The sequence below is a fragment of the Bacillus sp. DX3.1 genome (genome assembly GCF_030292155.1).
Lineage (GTDB): Bacteria > Bacillota > Bacilli > Bacillales > Bacillaceae_G > Bacillus_A.
Map to the genome: position 1 here is coordinate 4,942,104 of NZ_CP128153.1, position 19,637 is coordinate 4,961,740.

General features: G+C 33.4%; 14 protein-coding genes. All 14 read right to left on the bottom strand.

The window, feature by feature from the left end; translation table 11 throughout:
- Positions 1-2: 2 nt before the first annotated feature.
- Entirely contained in the window at positions 3-809 is an 807-nt protein-coding gene (locus QRE67_RS24820; RefSeq protein ID WP_286122810.1) for an ABC transporter permease, read from the bottom strand.
- Positions 806-2,089 carry a nucleotide sugar dehydrogenase gene (locus QRE67_RS24825; protein WP_286122812.1) on the bottom strand — a complete coding sequence of 428 codons (1,284 nt, stop codon included), beginning with the start codon at positions 2,087-2,089 and terminating at the stop codon, positions 806-808. Before QRE67_RS24825 ends, QRE67_RS24820 begins: the two co-directional genes overlap by 4 nt.
- 85 nt (positions 2,090-2,174) lie before the next feature.
- A complete protein-coding gene (locus QRE67_RS24830; protein ID WP_286122813.1) occupies positions 2,175-4,871 on the bottom strand; it encodes a heparinase II/III domain-containing protein in 2,697 nt (898 codons plus the stop codon).
- Between the two features lie 71 nt (positions 4,872-4,942).
- Complete coding sequence (locus QRE67_RS24835) at positions 4,943-5,938, bottom strand: glycosyltransferase (protein WP_286122814.1); 996 nt, start codon at positions 5,936-5,938, stop codon at positions 4,943-4,945.
- A gap of 12 nt (positions 5,939-5,950) precedes the next feature.
- Positions 5,951-9,481 carry a CgeB family protein gene (locus QRE67_RS24840; protein ID WP_286122815.1) on the bottom strand — a complete coding sequence of 1,177 codons (3,531 nt, stop codon included), beginning with the start codon at positions 9,479-9,481 and terminating at the stop codon, positions 5,951-5,953.
- An 18-nt stretch (positions 9,482-9,499) separates the two neighbouring features.
- On the bottom strand, positions 9,500-9,769 hold the full coding sequence (locus QRE67_RS24845; RefSeq protein WP_286122816.1) for a hypothetical protein: 270 nt from the start codon (positions 9,767-9,769) through the stop codon (positions 9,500-9,502).
- 75 nt (positions 9,770-9,844) lie between these two features.
- On the bottom strand, positions 9,845-11,146 hold the full coding sequence (locus QRE67_RS24850) for a glycosyltransferase (RefSeq protein ID WP_286122817.1): 1,302 nt from the start codon (positions 11,144-11,146) through the stop codon (positions 9,845-9,847).
- Positions 11,097-12,338, bottom strand: a complete 1,242-nt coding sequence (locus QRE67_RS24855; protein ID WP_286122818.1) for a glycosyltransferase family 4 protein — start codon at positions 12,336-12,338, stop codon at positions 11,097-11,099. The genes QRE67_RS24850 and QRE67_RS24855 overlap by 50 nt, the downstream gene beginning before the upstream one ends.
- 298 nt (positions 12,339-12,636) lie before the next feature.
- Positions 12,637-13,638 (bottom strand): rod shape-determining protein, encoded by a 1,002-nt coding sequence (locus QRE67_RS24860; RefSeq protein WP_286125373.1) that lies wholly within the window; start codon positions 13,636-13,638, stop codon positions 12,637-12,639.
- Positions 13,639-13,797: 159 nt separating this feature from the next.
- A complete protein-coding gene (gene spoIIID / locus QRE67_RS24865; RefSeq protein ID WP_286122819.1) occupies positions 13,798-14,070 on the bottom strand; it encodes a sporulation transcriptional regulator SpoIIID in 273 nt (90 codons plus the stop codon).
- A gap of 809 nt (positions 14,071-14,879) precedes the next feature.
- A complete protein-coding gene (locus QRE67_RS24870; RefSeq protein ID WP_286122820.1) occupies positions 14,880-15,260 on the bottom strand; it encodes a triple tyrosine motif-containing protein in 381 nt (126 codons plus the stop codon).
- 135 nt (positions 15,261-15,395) lie between these two features.
- On the bottom strand, positions 15,396-16,424 hold the full coding sequence (locus tag QRE67_RS24875) for a serine O-acetyltransferase (protein ID WP_286122821.1): 1,029 nt from the start codon (positions 16,422-16,424) through the stop codon (positions 15,396-15,398).
- 57 nt (positions 16,425-16,481) lie between these two features.
- Positions 16,482-17,450 carry a glycosyltransferase gene (locus QRE67_RS24880; RefSeq protein WP_286122822.1) on the bottom strand — a complete coding sequence of 323 codons (969 nt, stop codon included), beginning with the start codon at positions 17,448-17,450 and terminating at the stop codon, positions 16,482-16,484.
- A 14-nt stretch (positions 17,451-17,464) separates the two neighbouring features.
- Positions 17,465-19,594 (bottom strand): CgeB family protein, encoded by a 2,130-nt coding sequence (locus QRE67_RS24885; protein WP_286122823.1) that lies wholly within the window; start codon positions 19,592-19,594, stop codon positions 17,465-17,467.
- Positions 19,595-19,637 lie beyond the last annotated feature (43 nt).

A 19,637-nucleotide genomic window follows, 5' to 3' on the forward strand; every position in this document is an offset into this window, starting at 1 on the left:
TTTTATAAGTAGTCAACAAACTGCTTACGGAATTTAATGTGAAGCATAGAACCAATGACAAAGAGAACAATTACCATTCCCCAGAAATATAGCGTATAACCTGAGAAAATAATAGAACTTTGACCATAAGCCACCGCACTTCTATATATTTCTAGTATATAATAAAATGGATTTAGCTTAACAAGAAATACAAACGCTTCTGGCATATTTTCCTTTGGCTCCCAAAATATCGGTGTCAAAAAGAATAGCATACGTGTAACAGATTGAATCAGTAACTGAATATCCCGTAACATTGTCGATAATGTGGATGTAATAAACCCTAATGCAACTAAAAACATTGTAACAGAAAACATTCCATACAATAAGGTGAAGATATTAATTACATGCCATCCTTGACTAATCAGGGAAATAACTAACATTAATATAACGAGCATAAAATGTGTATACAATTGTGATGTTATAACATATGTTGGAATAATACTTAATGGAAAATTCATTTTTGAAACTGTATTTAAACGACTATAAATGGAATTAGATCCTTGTGAAATTGATGCGCTAATAAAAAACCATGGTACCAACCCACAAACAAGAAAGACAAAGTAAGGAACGCCATGTACTGGCGCTCCTCCTCGAATTCCTAATCCAAATACTAACCAATATACACCAATTTGTGTAAATGGATTTAAAAACACCCATAGCATACCTAATAAATTACCTGCATATGCTTGCTTTAATTCATAAAGAGATAATCTACGAATTAAATAAAAACTTTCAAAGTGTTCTTTAATGATAGTTTTTAGGGCATTCATACCGTAACCACTTTTTCACCTAGCGCTTCATATAAAGTTCCAAAGTTAACAATTTTCATTTCATCAGTTGAAACTGCTTGTACACAATTACGTGTATCAAGAACAACAGCATTTGCCATGTGCGGTGCTAAAGCTTCATAATTCATTGTTTTAAATTCATCATGATCTGTTAAAACAAGAATTAAGTTTGCATCTTTTACAGCTTCTTCTGCAGAATGTAATTCAAAGAAATCGGACTCTACATGCGGATCATGTGCCGTAACTGTAATTCCTTCGTTACGAATTAAGTCGATTACATCCATCGCTGGACTCTCACGCATATCATCTACGTTTCCTTTATATGTGACACCAAATGCTGCTACTTTTGGATTTTCAACACCTGCAAGTAATTCTTTTACCTTTTCAGTTACATAATGTGGCATAGAAACATTTGTTTCACGAGAAAGTTTAATAATATTCGCCAACTCAGGTGCTTTCGCAACGATAAAGTATGGATCAACCGCTAAGCAATGTCCGCCTACACCTGGACCTGGATAGTGTAAGTTTACACGTGGATGTTTGTTAGCCATTTCAATTACATCTAATACATTAATTTCTAGAGAGTTACAAACTTTTGTTAACTCATTCGCAAGTGCAATATTCACATCACGGAATGTATTTTCCATCAGCTTAGACATTTCCGCTGTTTTTGCATTTGTTTTAATAATCTCACCTTGTACGAATACACCGTATACGCGAGCTCCAGCTTCTGCACATGCAGGAGTAACGCCACCAACGATACGATTGTTATATACTAACTCATGTAAAATTTGTCCTGGGAGAACACGTTCTGGACAATGAACAAGATAAATATCTTCCCCAACTGTAAATCCTGCTTCTTCTACTAATGGTTTTATATAGTCATCCATACTACGTGGAGCAATTGTAGACTCAACGATAATCACATTTCCCTTCTTCACAAATGGAAGAGCCTGTTTCGTCGCTGTTAATACATATGTTAAATCACAAGATTTATGTTCATCATCATGGTTTGGTGTTGGAACAGAAATAATAAACGTATCCGCTTCTTCTGGTGTTAAAGATGCACGGAATAGTCCTTTCTCAACTACTTCTTTTACAACTTCGCCAAGACCTGGTTCTTCAATATGAATTTCACCACGATTTAGCTTGTCCACCACTTGTGGATGAATATCTACACCAACTACCTCTGTTCCATATTTCGCAAACATTGCTGATGTTGGTAATCCGATATAACCTAAACCCATAGTACAAATTTTCATTTTAAAATTCTCTCCTATCTTATAATTAAAGTAATAATGCCTGTAAAGTTAAATAGATTCTATGAATCTATTTAACTTTACATATCTATAATTTTATAGTGTTTGTGCTTTTAGAGACTATTTGTTTATAGCTATCTCTCACAAATACTTTAAACATATATTGACCTGAAGCTGTTACTTTATAATCTAGCTGAGGGGTTGATTTATACATGATTTTTTCAACTATTTGTTTATCCTTATAAACATAATAAGCATATTGTACACCAATACCAACCGCATTACATGTTACAACAATATTTTCCATCCCTATTTTTTCAACTTTAACCTCTTGGATAACAGGCTCTTTCAAAATAGGGGAAGAAAATATTTTTCCATTTAAAATATTTTCTACTTTCTTTTGCAAATAAATAGGAAAATGCATTTTCAAATCCTCATGTGTCAACCCATTTTCCACATCGAGACTTACATTATACCCTTGATGTAACAGCATATTATGCAAAGGCATTACATGGTTCGCATAATGATGATCTCTCGTCCCTATCATGATATGAATGTTTGGTGATACTTCATTCGGTTGATTTAGCAACTGAAATAGAAGTTGATCAAGATAATAGCAATCTCCCTCTTCAGCACTACCTGCGATATAACCCGCGATATTTTGTCCTGGTGTTTGCTTAATTAGATAACTACCAATTTTACTTTGCGGAGCTCCCGATATAATATTACCAAAATAATATTTAAGACCAAAATAAAGAGCTGCATAGCCTCCTTTAGAAGATCCTATGGTCGTTACATTTTCATGAGAAACCTTATGTTTAGCCATTGTATATTGAATAAGAGACGTTACTGCTGTTTCAATAGAATGGTCTCGCTGATTCCCTATATAATAAGAACCTTGGTCGCCAAAATCATCTAGAATAAATAATTTATTAACCGGGGCCTCTTGTAATGATTTCATATAATTAAAAACAAAATTATATTTTGGTGACATTGCAGAAAAAACAACAAACAATTTATCCTTATATTGCTCTTCTTTCGCTTCCTCAAAATAGTACCTTAGGCTACGCGTGCTTTCAAAAACCTTTTCAAATTGGAATGGAAGTATCCCTTCTTTTCCTACTTTAAAAGAATCTAATCGGAATTCTGTTTTACATTCTACGTTAGAACCACTTAAGTCAACTTCAATCGTAGTAGATGGTTCCTTTTCTTCCATTTTCGGAAATACCCATCCTTGCATTTGCGGTTTTATTTGTTCTTTCACTGTACTTATTCGAACTGGGGCCTCCGTAAAGACCTCTATCTCCATCACCTTTTTGGTATCCCTAAATAACTCGACAATACGATCGCGCACGTGAACAGTAATGTCTGGTGCAACATGCCATAATAGCTTATACTCATGACGCTTGTCTGAAAGGATAGAATCATGTATAACTACTCGTTTTTCTCGTTTTGGATATTTTACATTTCTTGTATGTTTTACACCTTCATAGCGTAAGTTTACTCCGGTAGCCTCTGCTTCATCTTTAGAAATACAATAATCCGATACATACACCTTATCATACTGTTTGTCTGTTCTTGGTAACCCTTTCCCATCAATAATGAGAGTATTATGAGCAAAAGATGAGTACGCGTACTTTGTAAATGAATCTTGATAATTGTACCCGTTCGGCCCTGCTTCTGTAATGATTTCTCCATCTGAATAAATATATACATTTAAGTCATCACTATGTTTATGATAATCTGCATTATATGCAGCCGTAAACAGAACGTACGTTGCTTTTTCTTTTTTTTCCCAATCATCTCGGAAAATTGCATATCCTGACTTTGGGAATACTTTATCATTTTCTTTCGGGGGTTCACCTTGTTCCCCCTTCGTAACAGCGTAAAGATATTCTTTACTATTATACAATTGACCGTAACCGCTATTCCCCACTAATTTTGCTTCCGTATCGCATATAGGGGGGAAATAACCGTCTGGACGAATAATATGAATCGAGTAGTCCTCCATCCTCTGATACATTTCGATAAACACTCGACTTAGCGCTTCATCAGTTACCTCTAACCAATCCACTAACTTTTTCAAATAAGAGACTACCAGCATATGATAAGATGGGGACTGTTCTTTATGAACTCCATCTTCTGTACAAATACCCTCGAAATATTCTTTTAGCCGTAATATCGTTAATTGCTTATATTGTTCGCATATGGTAGCATCTGCACCCTCAAAATAAGAAGCAAATACAAGCAAGGAAATATCTTGAAACATTCCGTGGGTTGTATTAGTTGCATGAAAAGAATCTTGTGCTAATAATGCTGCCGTATCAGACATTGCCTTCTCTAGCAATAGACAATCTGATTCGGATAACTCTTGTTTTGCTAAGATATAAAATCTCAACCAATATTGCATCCGAAGGGCAGTTGTCTCATTATGATACGCCACCTTATCTTGGCTCGTCTCGAATGGATAGCTATAGATCCAATTACGAATTAGGTCTATTCCTTTTACAATATATCTAGGATCTCCCTTTTCGCAATATGCATCTATTAAACACCCTAAAAATGTATGCCCATGTATTAATCGTAAATAACTATGAGATCGATTATCTTCCCATTTAATAAGTGCAGAATACGAAACAATACCAAAAGGAGGCAATGTATAAGTATTTCTTTTAATCATCAGATCTGCTGCTTTTATATAATCTTTATTACGACTCCTTGGTAATGCTTTAAGAATACCCTGTACTTTCTCGCCTGTTAGATGAGAAGGAATATACAGTTTCATTCTAAACTTCCCCTCCATTCTGTATAAAGCAGAGAGACATCTCTATGTTCTTATCTTCTGAATAGGAAGGATTAGTTTTTTATTAACTCTTCCATTATATGATCCCAATGCGCTCCAACCTTCTTAATATCAAAACGAGATTGGACATATTGTTTCGCATCTCGACGAAGTGATTCACTAGAATCCATACTATTAATTTCAATAATGCGACTTACACATGAATCGATGTCGTCCTGTAAATAAGAAGGAGGATAAATCGTGTCACTACCATCCCACTTCAAAATAATAGGATATGAGCCAGAAGCCATTCCTTCACTTGGTGCTAAATGAAAGCTTTCAAAATCACTCGTTGATAAAACAAATCCAATTTTTTGAAACCATTCATCAACCGGTCCAAATCCATCAAAAATAATAGCATCTTTCCAAGGAGCAGCTTCAATACGCTGAAACAGCTCCTCATAATATTCACGTTCTTCTTCCTTTTTCCATAACCATGGATACTCCTGAGGCATTTTTCCTTTTACGAATAATTTGTAACGTGAATCTTGTTGCCACAGTTTTTCTAACATATCTACAGCAAGATCAAGACGTTTCATTTTTGGACACATTCCAATAATACCCAAGTTATATGAAACTTCTTCTTTCGGCCTATCTAACTGTTCTGCATGTAGAGTATTATAGATCATCTTCATTTTTTCACGCGGTAACTTAAATGTTCTATAAAACTCTTCATAAACATAAGGTGAAATCGCAATAATTGTATCAATATTTTCAAGCACAAACTGTTTTGGATAAATTGTATCCAATTCTTGTCGATGCATACGAACTATGAGCTTTTGATGAGGAAGCTTATTTTCAGAATACCAAACTGCATTTCCAAGTCCCCATTCACAAACGATGATATCTGCCCATTGTAAACATTCTTGACTATGTTCCTCATTATGCGTATTATGTCCAGTCCATTGATCTATCTTAATCTCGTATTTTCCCAAACCTTTTAGATAATCCATAATTAACTTTGCAAACTTCAGATCATGTCCAGCAAAAATTACATTTTTCTTTTTCATAGATATCTATCCTTATAATTCGATTTTTTTTACTATATTCTTCAATTGTTTGCGATTCGTATGTTTGTAAGCATCAGATAAATAATTATATTTATCATTACTATACAATGTTTTTCCGTATTTAAAGTACGCATTAAAGTCTACTTCAGCTTCTAAATTGTTCAGCACATCTGTTAATGCTTCTTTCATAAATACATCTGTTTTTGCTACTGCACGTGCTGGAGATAAGGAACCTACAAATTCGTATTCTGATTGATTGTTATGTTCAATAATCTCTCTATTATTTTCCACACCAAAATACGCATGTTTTCCAATAAAATCACTATCAGTAAATGTTGTACTTAACATCAAATCTGATAAGTAATAGCGACCATAATAATCATTCTGTGAAAGGTATGCAATATATGGTGTATCAATCCACTCTAAAATATTTTGATAATTATGCATATAACTTCGAACAAATGTCTTTACAGTTTTTGTATTGTACTCAGCAAACACGTCTAAATATCCCTCAAATGTATCAACAAGAACATTCAATTCTTTATTTGCATACTTTTGTCGCTCGAATTGCTCTAAAACATGAGCGAATTCTTCTTTAGAACGAGCAAATGCAAGAACCGTTACTTTCGGAAGATCTTGCGTAACACGCAATCCGATTTTTTCTGTAATATATTTTAATCTATGAGTATACGTATGTTTGCTTAATACTTCACGTATCCCTAATAACGATTTTTTTCGATATGCTCTTTCATCATTTAATAAAGAATCAAAGGCTTGATCAATGTCATTTTCATTTTCAGAAATATACACTAAATCTCCGAAAATATTCTCAACCCCTTGAGCATACGTACTCACAACTGGTGTTCCACATGCTAATCCTTCAAACACACGACGTGAAAACATTGTTGGAGATTGTTTTACAGTGTTGACATTAATCATTACTTTGTACCCTTTATACGCTTTATCAATCTCATAATATTTTAAGCTTCCTTTAATGTAAGGGTCAAAACGCTCTGGAAAACGATGATTTGGCATTAAGCCTTTTTTGTTTTTCTCATAGTTACGGTCAAAAATTTCTAATCCATATTTTGCAGCTTTGTCCAATACACGATCCATGTCAACAGAACGTTCTTCGTGATGACGGTAATAAGATCCCGCAAAACACGCTTTATTTTCACGTTCTTCAACAATTTTAATTGGATTATGAATCACCGGCTGCGCAGCAAACGGAAGAGCATACACGTGATCATGACCAGCTCTTTCTTGATAAGATGGAATCATATTTTCATCTGTTGTGAAAATATAATCAAATCGTTTTGCTGTTTCAATAAAGCGGTCAAAATGCACAGGATCTTCTTTATTCCAAAACACTGTCGGAATGTTATTCTCATTACACCATTTCAGTAAATTAAATAATGGCTTCATATTTTCTTCTCCGTAATAGCCAACACGCTTATTCCAGCTACCGCCGTTACCTTGCCATGCTGACTCTACCATAAGAAGATCTGGTTTATTATGACTTAATACTTCTAGCCAATTTTTCGGTGTAAATGTAATTAACTCACATTCTTCTTTATACGATGCTGTTGTAAATTCATCAAAAATAACTGCCATTTTCAAATCTTTCAACGGTCTTGTTGGAACTATTTCTAAAATACTTGTTTCTTGACTATTGATCCAATTGATTTCTGTATTAACATTCACAATTTCCATTTCTTTCACAGTAAATCGCTGAATGTTAAATTTACCTAAACCAGAAACACGAAAAGCAATTCTAAATTCTTTAACGTCTGGATGCGGACGAACAATCGTTGGCGTGTTTAACTTCAATTGTAATACTTGAACTTTTTTATCACCTGAATATCCAATAAACATCGGTAACGCTTCTAATCCTTCTTCAACATCCGCTCTTACGTAAAATTCATAAACATGTTTTTGTTGAATCGGCATTAATGAAATAGTAGGAAGTTCAGTAAATTTATTATTCTTTTCTTTATAGGAAAGATACATCTTTTTATCATTTGTTACATGAGATTCTCCAACAAAAGCATTATCTTCGTTAGATAACTTCAATAGCTTTCCTGTTTGAAACCAATTCATTTGGTTTAAATCTACTTCTAAACTGTTCGTAATTTTAATTGGTTTTTCATTAACAGCTATATATAAGTTACGGAAGTAACCACCGTTGCTCACTCTTAGGAAGCATTTTATATCTGTAGTATTTTTATTAAATTGAAGAATTGTTTTCTTATTAAACGGCACTTGGTGTAATTTTTGTTTTTTTCCATATTTGTACTCTAAAACAAATAAAGTGACATCCACATCACCAAATGTTTCAGCACCAGCATAAAACTCATAATAATGTTTATCTTTTGGATGAAATAAACTATTTTTCGGTGCTTCATGAATGTCAATATTTTCAAAGCACGGTACATACATAAATTGATTTCCAACTAACCTTGATTCAAAAATAGCTTGCGCATCATGATATAAAATTTTGTTATCTTTCTTCCAATTAAACAACGCCTCTTGTGGCAATTCAAAATGATAGTCATGCTCAGAATGTGATTCATGGTTAAACACAATGTCTTCATTTAACCAATAGCCATTTCCAGAAACAGCTATATTCTCAATTGTCAGAGCTCCCCTTCCGGAAACACGAATTGCTAGACGCATTGCATTGATATTCTCTGTAATATTAATAAGCTTTTTATCATTAAGGTCGATTTGTTCAACCCTTACTCTCTTATCTTCTTCATAGAATATTAAAAATAGATTCGCATCTACGTCACTACTTTTGCTGCCCTCAAATGCAACAGCAAGATTTTGTGTTTGCATTTGAATTGGATTTTTCGGAACCTCAGCAAACTTTCTATTACCTTCATTGTACGGTAAATATAAATGCTGGTCTTCTTCTAAATCGATATAAAAAGCTGATGAGCCTTTTTGATATACGATTTCAGATTGATTCGGTACATACCAATTTGTCCCGCCAATTAAACTAAAATTATTTACTCCATTTCCCTCTGGTGAATCCCACAATAATACATCATCTATACGGATAGTATGAATTTGGAACTGCCCTTTCCCGCTCACCTTCAAGGCAAAACGGACATTATCTACCTCTTTAGGGATCACAATAGACGTAGCAACATTAAATGGAATACTATGGTCAGCCTTCTTCTGATCATTTCCATAAAAAATAACATGTAGACTCACATCTACTTGTTTTTCTTTTTTTCCTTTCATCTCAACTTTATATTCCTTACCAGGTTGTACTCGAATCTGTTTATTCTTAGGAACAATCTTGAAGTCTGTATTTGTTTCGCAATATGATAAATGAGTGTACTTTTCAGTCATAAGATTAGAAGTAAAAGTATTTGTTTTTTCATTGAATACAATAGGAGCATCTGCTTGCTTAAACCATTTGCTAAATGAAATTTCTTCTACTCCCAATTGTTGTACCCATTTATTTGGACGTTTATTAAGCCATTGACGCTTTTCCTTAACTTCTTGTAGCTTTAATGAAAACTGATTGTTCATAATCTACTTAACTCTCCTTTACTTATTCCCTAAAGTCACTCTTAATTTTTTTCGAATACGCCAATACTTAATTGTACAACGCCCTAAAAAAGAACTGCGAAGAGATTGGTATTTATGTTGCAACTGTTCATATTTTTTCTTCTCATTAAAAAGTTCTTTCAATTCTTTTTCACGTAAATTTAATTGCTCATGCAATTCCTGTTTTATTATCATTAATTCTCTTTCCATAGCAGAAACTTGCTTCGTTAATCTTTTATTCTCCAAATCTACTTTACTCAGCTCTATCATATATACCACCTTTATAGCATAATCTCTTTTTTCCTTACTTATCACACAAAGAATTTCAATAACAAACACTATCTTTTAAGATGCTATTTCTCTATAAATATCGATGAATGCTCGCTTTTCCTCATTCCAATTGTATTTTTCACGAGCTGTAAAACAATTCTCTTTCATTCTTTCTCTTTCTTCAGGATGATCTAGTAAATAGTTTACCCCTTCAGCAATCGAAGCAGGCTCATGAGAGTCTACACAGACCCCTACATTTTCTTTTTCAACTACACCCTGGATTTCAGGAAAACTACAAGCGACAACCGGTACCCCACTCATCATATATTCAAATAGTTTATTTGAAGAAGCTGAATAATGGTTAAAACAAACATTATTTAATAGTTGAAAACCTAAATAAGCATTCTTTGTATAATGTATTAGATCCTGAACTGGTACTTTTGGAAGAAACTTCACACGTTCTTCTAGCTGCATGTCTTGTACCATTTTTTGCAGCTCTGGTTTAATTCGTCCATCACCAATAAACACAACTATCCCTCGTTTAAACATTGGAACCGCTCGTACTAACTTATCAAGTCCTCGACCAGTTTGAACACCACCTTGATATAAAAGAATCGGTTCATCTTTTGGGAGATTTAATAATTCATGTAAATCTACGGAATCACTAAACTCAGGATTTGAGACAAATGGATAGTTATGAATAACTTTTGGATAAAAACCATACAAATCTTCTGTATATTTTGCTCGTGTATGATTTTCCATAATCATTACATCACAAAATTTAATCAAAAACTTCTCCATTACACCGTAAATACGACTATTATATCCTGTTCGACTCGTTTGTACTTCGTGAGAGTCATAAATGAGTTTCTTTCTTCTAAATATTTTTGCACACATAAATCCTTGCGGTACAGTATTCAAATCATTCGAATGGTATATATCATACTTCTTCTTTAAACCAGCCCGTATCATTCTGAACAAAATTGCTCCCCTCACAAACAAAGTAGCAACCTTCCTCTGTGAAAGTAAATAAGCTAATACTAGCAAACTAATTGTTAGTATCGGAAACTTCCAAACTCCTAACATAGCGAAGAGGCCAAAAGCACCCATTGTAACGATATTTTTCATCGCTACTCTTTTTGCACGTTTAGCCAATCCGAATACTTTTTGTAATGATGGAATTCGATTTTTCACACGGGTTACAGTAAATCCTTCCGGACGCTGTTCCCATGTAGGAAGATCGACTTGTTTCCAATCATGAATACAAATTAAATCTACCTCATATCCAGCTTCGACCAAAGCTGTACATTCTCTTAATACACGAGCATCATTTGTGAAGTGGTTCCATACAAACATGCAAACTTTCTTCTGTGACATTTTTTTCCTCCAGTACTTGCACTAAAGTTTTGATATTTGTTTTCCAACGCAATGTTTGAAACGCATATCGGTATCCATTTTTTCCAAGTTGCTTCTGTAACTGTTTATCATTTGCCAATTTTATAATATAATCGCCTAGTTCATTAACTGTTCGATTTTCAGCAACAAATCCACATTCCGCTTCTTCAATAACTTCTTTTGCATAACCATCAACATCAGCAACAATCGGTTTTTTCATACTCATATAATCAATAACTTTTCCAGGAAGAACTTTTTTAAAGACATCTTGCTCCACTAAACTCACATAAGCTATGTCTGCAGCAGCAACTTCAGCAAGTGTCTCCTCACGGTTTTTAGGTTTAATTAATTCAATATTAGAGAGGGTTTTATTTTGAATCCTCTCCTCGATATCATTTTTTTTATAACCATATCCGATAATCTTAAATGTAATATTTTTATAGTCTTGTAAATACTCTGCCACGGAAATTAATTTTGTAATATCTTGTGCCAATCCAATGTTTCCTGTATAAATAATTGTAAGATTATCACTATTATTTTCCTTCGGGACAATAGATAATTCCTCTTCCGTTAGTGAATTGGGAATAAATGAAATAAGCTTTGGTTCAATACCCTTTGAAACAATGTAGGAGAAAAAACCTTTACTATTAATAATGATTTGGTCAGCCGCATGATAGATGCTATTTTCTAATTTATAAGCGATTTTTAATATCCACTTTTTATTAAAAAAACCTACTCCTATTAATGATTCTGGCCATAAATCTCGTACATCTAAAATCAATTTTGCTTTCATTCTTTTCTTAGCAAACATACCAGTTACAGCAACGAAAATTGATGGCGTAGACACAAAGACATAATCATATTTTTCTTTATCTTTACATATTGCCAGGATAAATCTAAGAGCAACTTCTATATACAACATCAACCTTCGAAAAAGATTTCTTGTATACTTCCTCATTTTCGGATGAATACGTATCGTATCTTTCTCTATATCCCCATTACCCCAATAGCTTGGATCTTTATATAAATTACGATTTGGGTAACTAGGATCAGAAGTTAGTACCGTAACCTCATATCCCTTTTTCTCCAATTCTAAGTATATATTCTTCATTCTATTCGCCGCGCTACCAATTTCCGGATAAAAATTCTGTGTAATCATTAAGATCTTTTTCATATCGAATAATCTACCACCCACTTATGATATTAAAATCATCTATATAATATTATATTATTATTCATACCTTGAAAATTAACATTTGTTTAAAATCAGATTACAAAAAGTAAGATTTATACATACATAAGGATACTATGAAACATTAATGAGTTAAATACTTTTTTACAAATCCCAACATAATACTACAATTACATGCTCATGAAGCTAAAATTATTCTATAAAGATATAAAAAAATAATAAAAAACACCTGTACAAAACTGAACTATAGATTCAAGTTTTGTACAGGCATTCCTTAGTTTTATTTTAGTGCACGACGTGGTAATTTATCGATGTTCTCTAACATGATTCCTGTACCAACTGCAACGCAATGCATTGGGTTTTCAGCGATTAACACCGGTACTTTTAACTCTTCTGCTAAAAGCATGTCGATGCCGTGTAATAACGCTCCACCGCCTGTTAAAATAACACCGCGGTCAATAATGTCTGCAGATAATTCTGGTGGTGTACGCTCTAATACACCTTTTGCAGCTTGTACAATAATAGAAGCGTTTTCTTTTAATGCTTCTGTAATCTCTTCTGAGCATACTTTAATTGTACGAGGCAAACCTGTTACCATGTCACGGCCACGAATATCAAGCTCTTCGCTACGTGCACCTGGGAATACTGTACCGACTTTAATTTTAATATCTTCTGATGTACGTTCCCCGATTAATAGTTTATACTTACGTTTAATATAATTTAGAATCTCCATATCAAACTTGTCGCCGGCCATTTTGATAGAGGAGGAGGTAACAATATCACCCATGGAAAGTACGGCGATATCTGTTGTACCTCCACCAATATCAACAACCATGTTTCCGCTCGGTTGGAAAATTTCCATACCAGCACCAACAGCAGCTACTTTTGGTTCTTCTTCTAAGAATACTGTTTTACCACCTGAACGTTCAGCAGCTTCGCGAATTGCTTTTTGTTCTACAGATGTGATGTTTGTTGGACAACAAATTAAAATGCGAGGTTTTGAAAAGAAGCTTTTCACGTCCAGTTTGTTAATGAAATGCTTTAACATTGCTTCTGTAATTTCGAAATCTGCAATTACACCATCTTTAAGCGGACGAATCGCTACAATATTACCAGGTGTACGTCCTACCATACTTCTTGCTTCTTCACCTACCGCTAATACTTTACCAGTATTACGATCAATTGCTACAACAGACGGTTCGTTTAATACGATACCCTTACCTTTTACATGAATTAATACATTAGCCGTGCCTAGGTCAATTCCGATATCTCTCGCAAACATTCCTGTTTCTTCCTCCTCGATATTCAAAATCAGGTTGCACCCGAATTCTTTTACACCTAATTTCTGATTTTATCATAAATTTAATGAAAACGTAACATTTGCAAAAGAATTCTTCTGAAAATATTACGTCAGCACCAAGGAATGTTTGCCAATATCATGTTATTGCCGCACAGTTTTTTCTGTATCTTCTTTTTGGTACTTTTGCTTCGTCGCTTCCCCGCCGCGCAGGTGACGAATCGACTTATGATAATCAAGAATTTCTTTCACTTCATTTGCGAGCTCTGGATTTATTTCTGGTAAACGTTCTGTTAAATCTTTATGGACTGTACTTTTTGATACCCCAAACTCCTTTGCAATTACACGAACTGTTTTTCTTGTCTCCACGATATACTTACCAATCTTGATAGTTCTCTCTTTGATGTAATCGTGCACACCACTCGCCTCCCTAAATTGGATGTGAGAAGTGTGAAATGAGACTCGCTGCATATGACTAAGAAGTAAATTCGAGTGCTGCTTGTAAGCGCTAAACATTCTGGAATTTATAATGAAATGATTCACGATTTCTCACCTCAAACACTCTCTTTGCATTGGTTTATACCATTGTATTGCTGGTATTCCAGTTATATGCTACAAGTTCTGTATTTTTTCGGACTAAGATGACAAAAATTACATTTTTCGGGAGGGCAATCATAAATTAGATAACGTGAAACTTTAATCAGTGGGGGCCTTCATCCCCACCTAACTTCTTTGCTTTTTGCTGAATTTTGAGATGGGGGTATTGCTACCCGTTAATGTAGGATAAACATTTCTAAATATGGACCTAGCTCTATTTCATCTCAAAAGTGCTTATATGACCGCTGATTTCATCCCTATATAGAGTACATATTCCATTAATAGTTTTACTAAGAAAGGAGCTTCCAATCTGTTAAAGCAAAATAAAATATAGAAAGGCTGGCTCATTACGTGATGAGTCAGCCTTTGAGAACACTTATTATTATATATTTAACACGCAAATTATAGTGCCTGATTTCTTCGCTCCCCCTCCATCCTAAAAATCGGATAGCTTGAGTTACGAGAGTTTCATAAATCTATGTTATTTTCTTGAAAACTTAACCAAATATCTATAGAACTATAAAATCTTTCTTGTAAATAAGCTTTGCATACATTAGATGATAAAATTAAAAGAGCAACTAAGCTAATTAACTCAGTTACTCTTTTATATCAAATAAAAATAGAGAATCTTATTTTCCCATCTTTACTACACTTGTACTCTTTGCTTCGATTTTATTATTTTTATCTTTTACGAACACTTTTACCTTATAGTCACCAGATTCCTTCACTTTATAAGTTAAAGAATTCTCTGGTTTATAATTCATTTTTTCTACTACTTCGTCACCTTTATAAATATAATAAGCATACTGTAGCTTATCTCCTGTTGCTTTTGCTCCAACCTTTAAATTCTGATCATCAATCTTTTGAATCGTCACGTTTTTAATCTTTAAATTATCCGCTTTTTTCTCTTGATTGACATTCTTTTTAGATGTTTCTTGAGTTGTTTCCTTACCACATCCAGATAATATAAGTAATACTGCTATGAATGGTAAAATTAATTTTTTTATCACTGTATTCACCTCAAAAATCAAAATTTTAATTATTCTAGTGAAAATTATAACAAAAAAGGAATATAAAAGTAACGAAAAATTCAAAGATGGCCTTCGCCAACAATAACAAAATACCTATTCTAAATAAAAGACCCTTTATTTTATCACTTTATATTTCGATACTTCTGTACTGATAATCTTAGCTGGAACTCCAGCCACTACACAATTACTAGGGATATCTTTTGTTATTACAGCATTCGCCTCGATAATCACATTGTCTCCTATTTTTCCACCTATGCACTTTGCACCAGAAGCAATAAAAACATCGTTTCCTTTTATTGGTATTTCCTCTTTAGATTCAATTGTAACATTTTGACCAATAACACAGTTTTCACCGATTACAGCCTTAGCATGCATTACTACACCTATGCCTCCATAGGCAAATCTTGTTCCTTTTCCGATCTCAGCAGTATATGGAATAACAGAATTATATCTAAAATGAATGTACTTTTCCGTAAAGTTTGCCCCCTCCTGCAAACCATTTTCGTAACAAAATTTAGATATCTCATGCAATTCCGTGATACTCATATCAACCATCTTTTTTATTACATAGTTATGAGAGACGAGATTAAAATCGAAAATTTCATAATCTGTAATTCCAATGGTATCAAACATCAGTTTTGTGCCCTCGGTAAAATGATCAGCTACGATCATCTTGAAATTCCCAATTTCTTTCAATTGATGTATGCCGATTATTTTTATCCCAAAAAATATTTTATCCCACTTCTGGTCATCTACATCTACAAAATATTTAACCGCTTTCCGTGTATCAAGTATACTTTTAACAGCAGCCCCTTTTTTAGATACACCAAATATTACAATAGGGACTTCTGGTTCTGTTATAATTTCCTTACTGTAAAAACCTTGAAATTTCATTCGATTTGTCGTGAAAGCTATTGTTTCTTTACTCTTATCTCTTATAAAAACCCGAACACGATATATCCCTGGCTTTTGCAGGTTATATTCAAATGTTCCTTCATTCGTATAAGCTCCTTTTTCTACAATATCATCCTCACAGTAAAGGTAATACGCGTACTGTAGATTTTCACCTACAACATCACATGTCACTTTCAATTGATAAAAATTTTCTATTTTTATATCGATGTCTCGAATCTCTATACTCAATCCTTTTCATCTCCTTCGAAATTACCTTATAAACAGACACAATTATTCTTATTACACTTATTTTCTTTCCATTAGCTCATCGATTTCAAAAGAGATTTTTTTCAATGAATATTTTTCCTCAACAAATTGTTTCAATTGCTTACTATCATTCAATTTATTTATCTCAATAAATCTAACAGCTTCATCTGTCGTTTCAAATATGTATTTTTGAGGGAACACAGTGTTTACTCCTTCTCTTCTCAAAACGATCGGATACGCTCCAGATGCCATTCCCTCAATAGGGACCATATGAAAGCTTTCATAATCACTCACTGATAATACATATCCTATATTGGTTAACCACTCTGAAACGTCTCCCCATCCTTCAAAAGATATATGATCTTTAAAGGGTGACTGCTCAATTCTATCGAACACCTTGTCATAGAATTCTCTTTCAACTGGATTATTCCAAACCCAGCTAAACTCTTCTGGATGTTTTCCTTTAATAAATAAACGGTACCTATTATCTTGATAAGATAACTTTTCAAAGATATCGAATGCTCGATCAATCCTTTTCAGCTTTGGAACTATTCCAATGATTCCTAAGTTAAATTCTGATCCTGCTTTTTTAGATGTATTAAATCTATCAATCTCTACAGCGTTATAAATAACTTCCATTTTTTCGCGTGGCACTTTTGCTACTCGATGAAACTCTTCATAAATATACGGAGAAATTGCTATAAGCTTATTAATCTTACTATAATCAAACATGGCAGGATACTTCGTATTCATCTCAAAACGATGTAAACGCACAAACAACTTTTGATGTTCTTTCTTATGCTGTTGGTACCAAACAACATTTCCTAATCCCCATTCACAGAATAAAATATCTGCCCACTCTATGATTGCAAGGCTTTTTTCGACATCATGCTGTTCATGACCTTGCCATTGGTCAATCCGTACTTCATAGTTTAGCTCTGTTTCAAAAAAATTGATAATATGAGAAATAAATTTTAAATCATTTCCGATAAACGCTATTTTCTTCATGATTGTCACCTAAATTAGATATTTATTTTACGAATAAAATTATCTATGCCCTTTCTGCTTTTATAATTGCCAATTACATTAAAATCATCAATATTAAAGAATCTAAATCCGTACTTAAACAAGTTATCTAAAGATCGCTGTGAACGACTTGTAAGCTGATTTACAAACTCCAATGGGCTCAACAATTTACTTGCTTCCTTGTACAATAATGACTGATCCATATTCCCATTCGTCACATATGTATATTCAGGTCCTTGCTTTTTAACAATAATTGTTTTCTCTGTATATGAAGTTGCCAGCATCATATCTGTCAAATAATGTTCACCGTAATAATTTTGCAAATGAAACGGAGCATAATATTCTGTTTCAATTATATCGTTAATACTTTCATAATGATGGATATAGTCGATTAAGTATGTCTTTACCATATCATTATTATTCGTATTAAATATTTTTAAGTAACCCTCGAAAATATCCAAAAGAATTACTAATTTTTTATTTTGAAACTGTTGTCTATGAAATTGCTCCATTAATTCTTCATAGTCCTTATGACTCTTCACAACCCCAATTACTGTTACTTGTAACTCTTCTTTTTTATAAGAAAAGCTCATATAATCTAACATATCCCTAACTCTGTTATGATAAGTATGGTGTGATAAAACCTCTCTTAATGCATGTAAACGAACCTTTTTATAAAAATATTCGTCTTCAAACAACAACCTTATTCGCATTTGCAGCTCCTGATAGTCTGATGAAGCAACTACTAAATCCCCAAGCATCGTTTTAATCCCTAACGACTCAGAGCTAACTACAGGAGTATTAGCAGCAAGTAATTCAAATACTCTTCTTGAAAACATCGTCGGTGAATCAATGATACTATTCACATTTAAAGAAACTTTGTAACCTTTATAAGCAAGATCGATTTGATCTCCTTTTAATGTTCCGACAATATACTGTTTAAATTCTTCCGGGAATCTATTAGGAGATGTCGGATTATCATAATTACGATCATAAATATCTAAACCATATTCCCCCGAAATATTGATCATATTATCCATTGCACGTTTTCTTTCAGGAAATTTATCTCCATAATACGCTCCTGCAAATACGACCTTATCTCTACGTTCAAATCTCTCAACTGGATTATGATATTTTGGCTGTGCAGCGAATGGCAATGCTGCAACTGCTTTACATCCTTCAGATGTATATTTCCTAATTGAATTTTCATCCGTAGTAAATACAAAATCAAAATGCTTTGCAGTATTAATAAACGCATTGTAATGAAAAGGATCCTCTTTATTCCAAAAAATCGTTGGAATCTCTCTATCTTTACACCATCGTAATAACTGCAATAAAATTTTATTATCACGAGACCCACCAGTTCCTACCTTATTTTGCCAATCTCCATTATTACCAAACCAAGCAGACTCACAGAAAAATAGATCTGGTTCAACCTCTAATAACTCTTGCTCCCAATTATCTGGAGTAACCTTGATAAGGTTAAACTCAGGCTCAAACGACCTAGTTGTAAATTCATCTGCAATGAAAATAACATTTAAATCTCTTATATTTTTAAGCTTTCTTTTTGGAACATCTAGGTTCATTCTTGTATTATCTTCACGTACCCAGATAAATGGGTTGTGTAAATAAACCGCTCCATTTCGTCTTAAACGTATTCCTATTTTTAATTGATCACTTTTATCTAATTTTGGAACAGTAAAGCACACACGTTTTCCTATATTTACTTTTGTCTGATCAATTTTTTTACCATCTGCTTTTAAAAATATAATATGGACCTCTGCACTACATTTTCCAGAACTAAAACCTGAACAAAAAAGTTCCATTTCTTTATTTTGATATTTGTAGAAATATTGAAAGAGCTTAGATTTAAACTCTTTATTTTCACAAAAAATATACTCATGCCGATCTTCTGGTAGAGAAGAGGTAATTGTAATTCCTCGTTCTTGATTTTCAACATCTACCTGTCCATTTAACTTAAAGTACTCTCGTTTTAAAACCATTTGATATGTTTTTGTTATAGAATCTATCGATGGCATATTAGTATCAAAAGACTTTAGGCGATTCTTATAATACATCTTTTCTTTTGCGATATTTTCCATCCTATGAAATAGTAAGTTTTTCATTGTTTCTCTCCTAGCCAAGTTTTACTCGTAACACTCTCATATA

Coding starts and splice junctions, on each gene's coding strand:
- QRE67_RS24820 (WP_286122810.1), bottom strand. CDS start 809: ATGAATGCCCTAAAAACTATCATTAAAGAACACTTTGAAAGTTTTTAT.
- QRE67_RS24845 (WP_286122816.1), bottom strand. CDS start 9,769: ATGATAGAGCTGAGTAAAGTAGATTTGGAGAATAAAAGATTAACGAAG.
- QRE67_RS24840 (WP_286122815.1), bottom strand. CDS start 9,481: ATGAACAATCAGTTTTCATTAAAGCTACAAGAAGTTAAGGAAAAGCGT.
- QRE67_RS24855 (WP_286122818.1), bottom strand. CDS start 12,338: ATGAAAAAGATCTTAATGATTACACAGAATTTTTATCCGGAAATTGGT.
- QRE67_RS24825 (WP_286122812.1), bottom strand. CDS start 2,089: ATGAAAATTTGTACTATGGGTTTAGGTTATATCGGATTACCAACATCA.
- QRE67_RS24885 (WP_286122823.1), bottom strand. CDS start 19,594: ATGAAAAACTTACTATTTCATAGGATGGAAAATATCGCAAAAGAAAAG.
- QRE67_RS24860 (WP_286125373.1), bottom strand. CDS start 13,638: ATGTTTGCGAGAGATATCGGAATTGACCTAGGCACGGCTAATGTATTA.
- QRE67_RS24850 (WP_286122817.1), bottom strand. CDS start 11,146: ATGTCACAGAAGAAAGTTTGCATGTTTGTATGGAACCACTTCACAAAT.
- QRE67_RS24835 (WP_286122814.1), bottom strand. CDS start 5,938: ATGAAAAAGAAAAATGTAATTTTTGCTGGACATGATCTGAAGTTTGCA.
- QRE67_RS24830 (WP_286122813.1), bottom strand. CDS start 4,871: ATGAAACTGTATATTCCTTCTCATCTAACAGGCGAGAAAGTACAGGGT.
- QRE67_RS24880 (WP_286122822.1), bottom strand. CDS start 17,450: ATGAAGAAAATAGCGTTTATCGGAAATGATTTAAAATTTATTTCTCAT.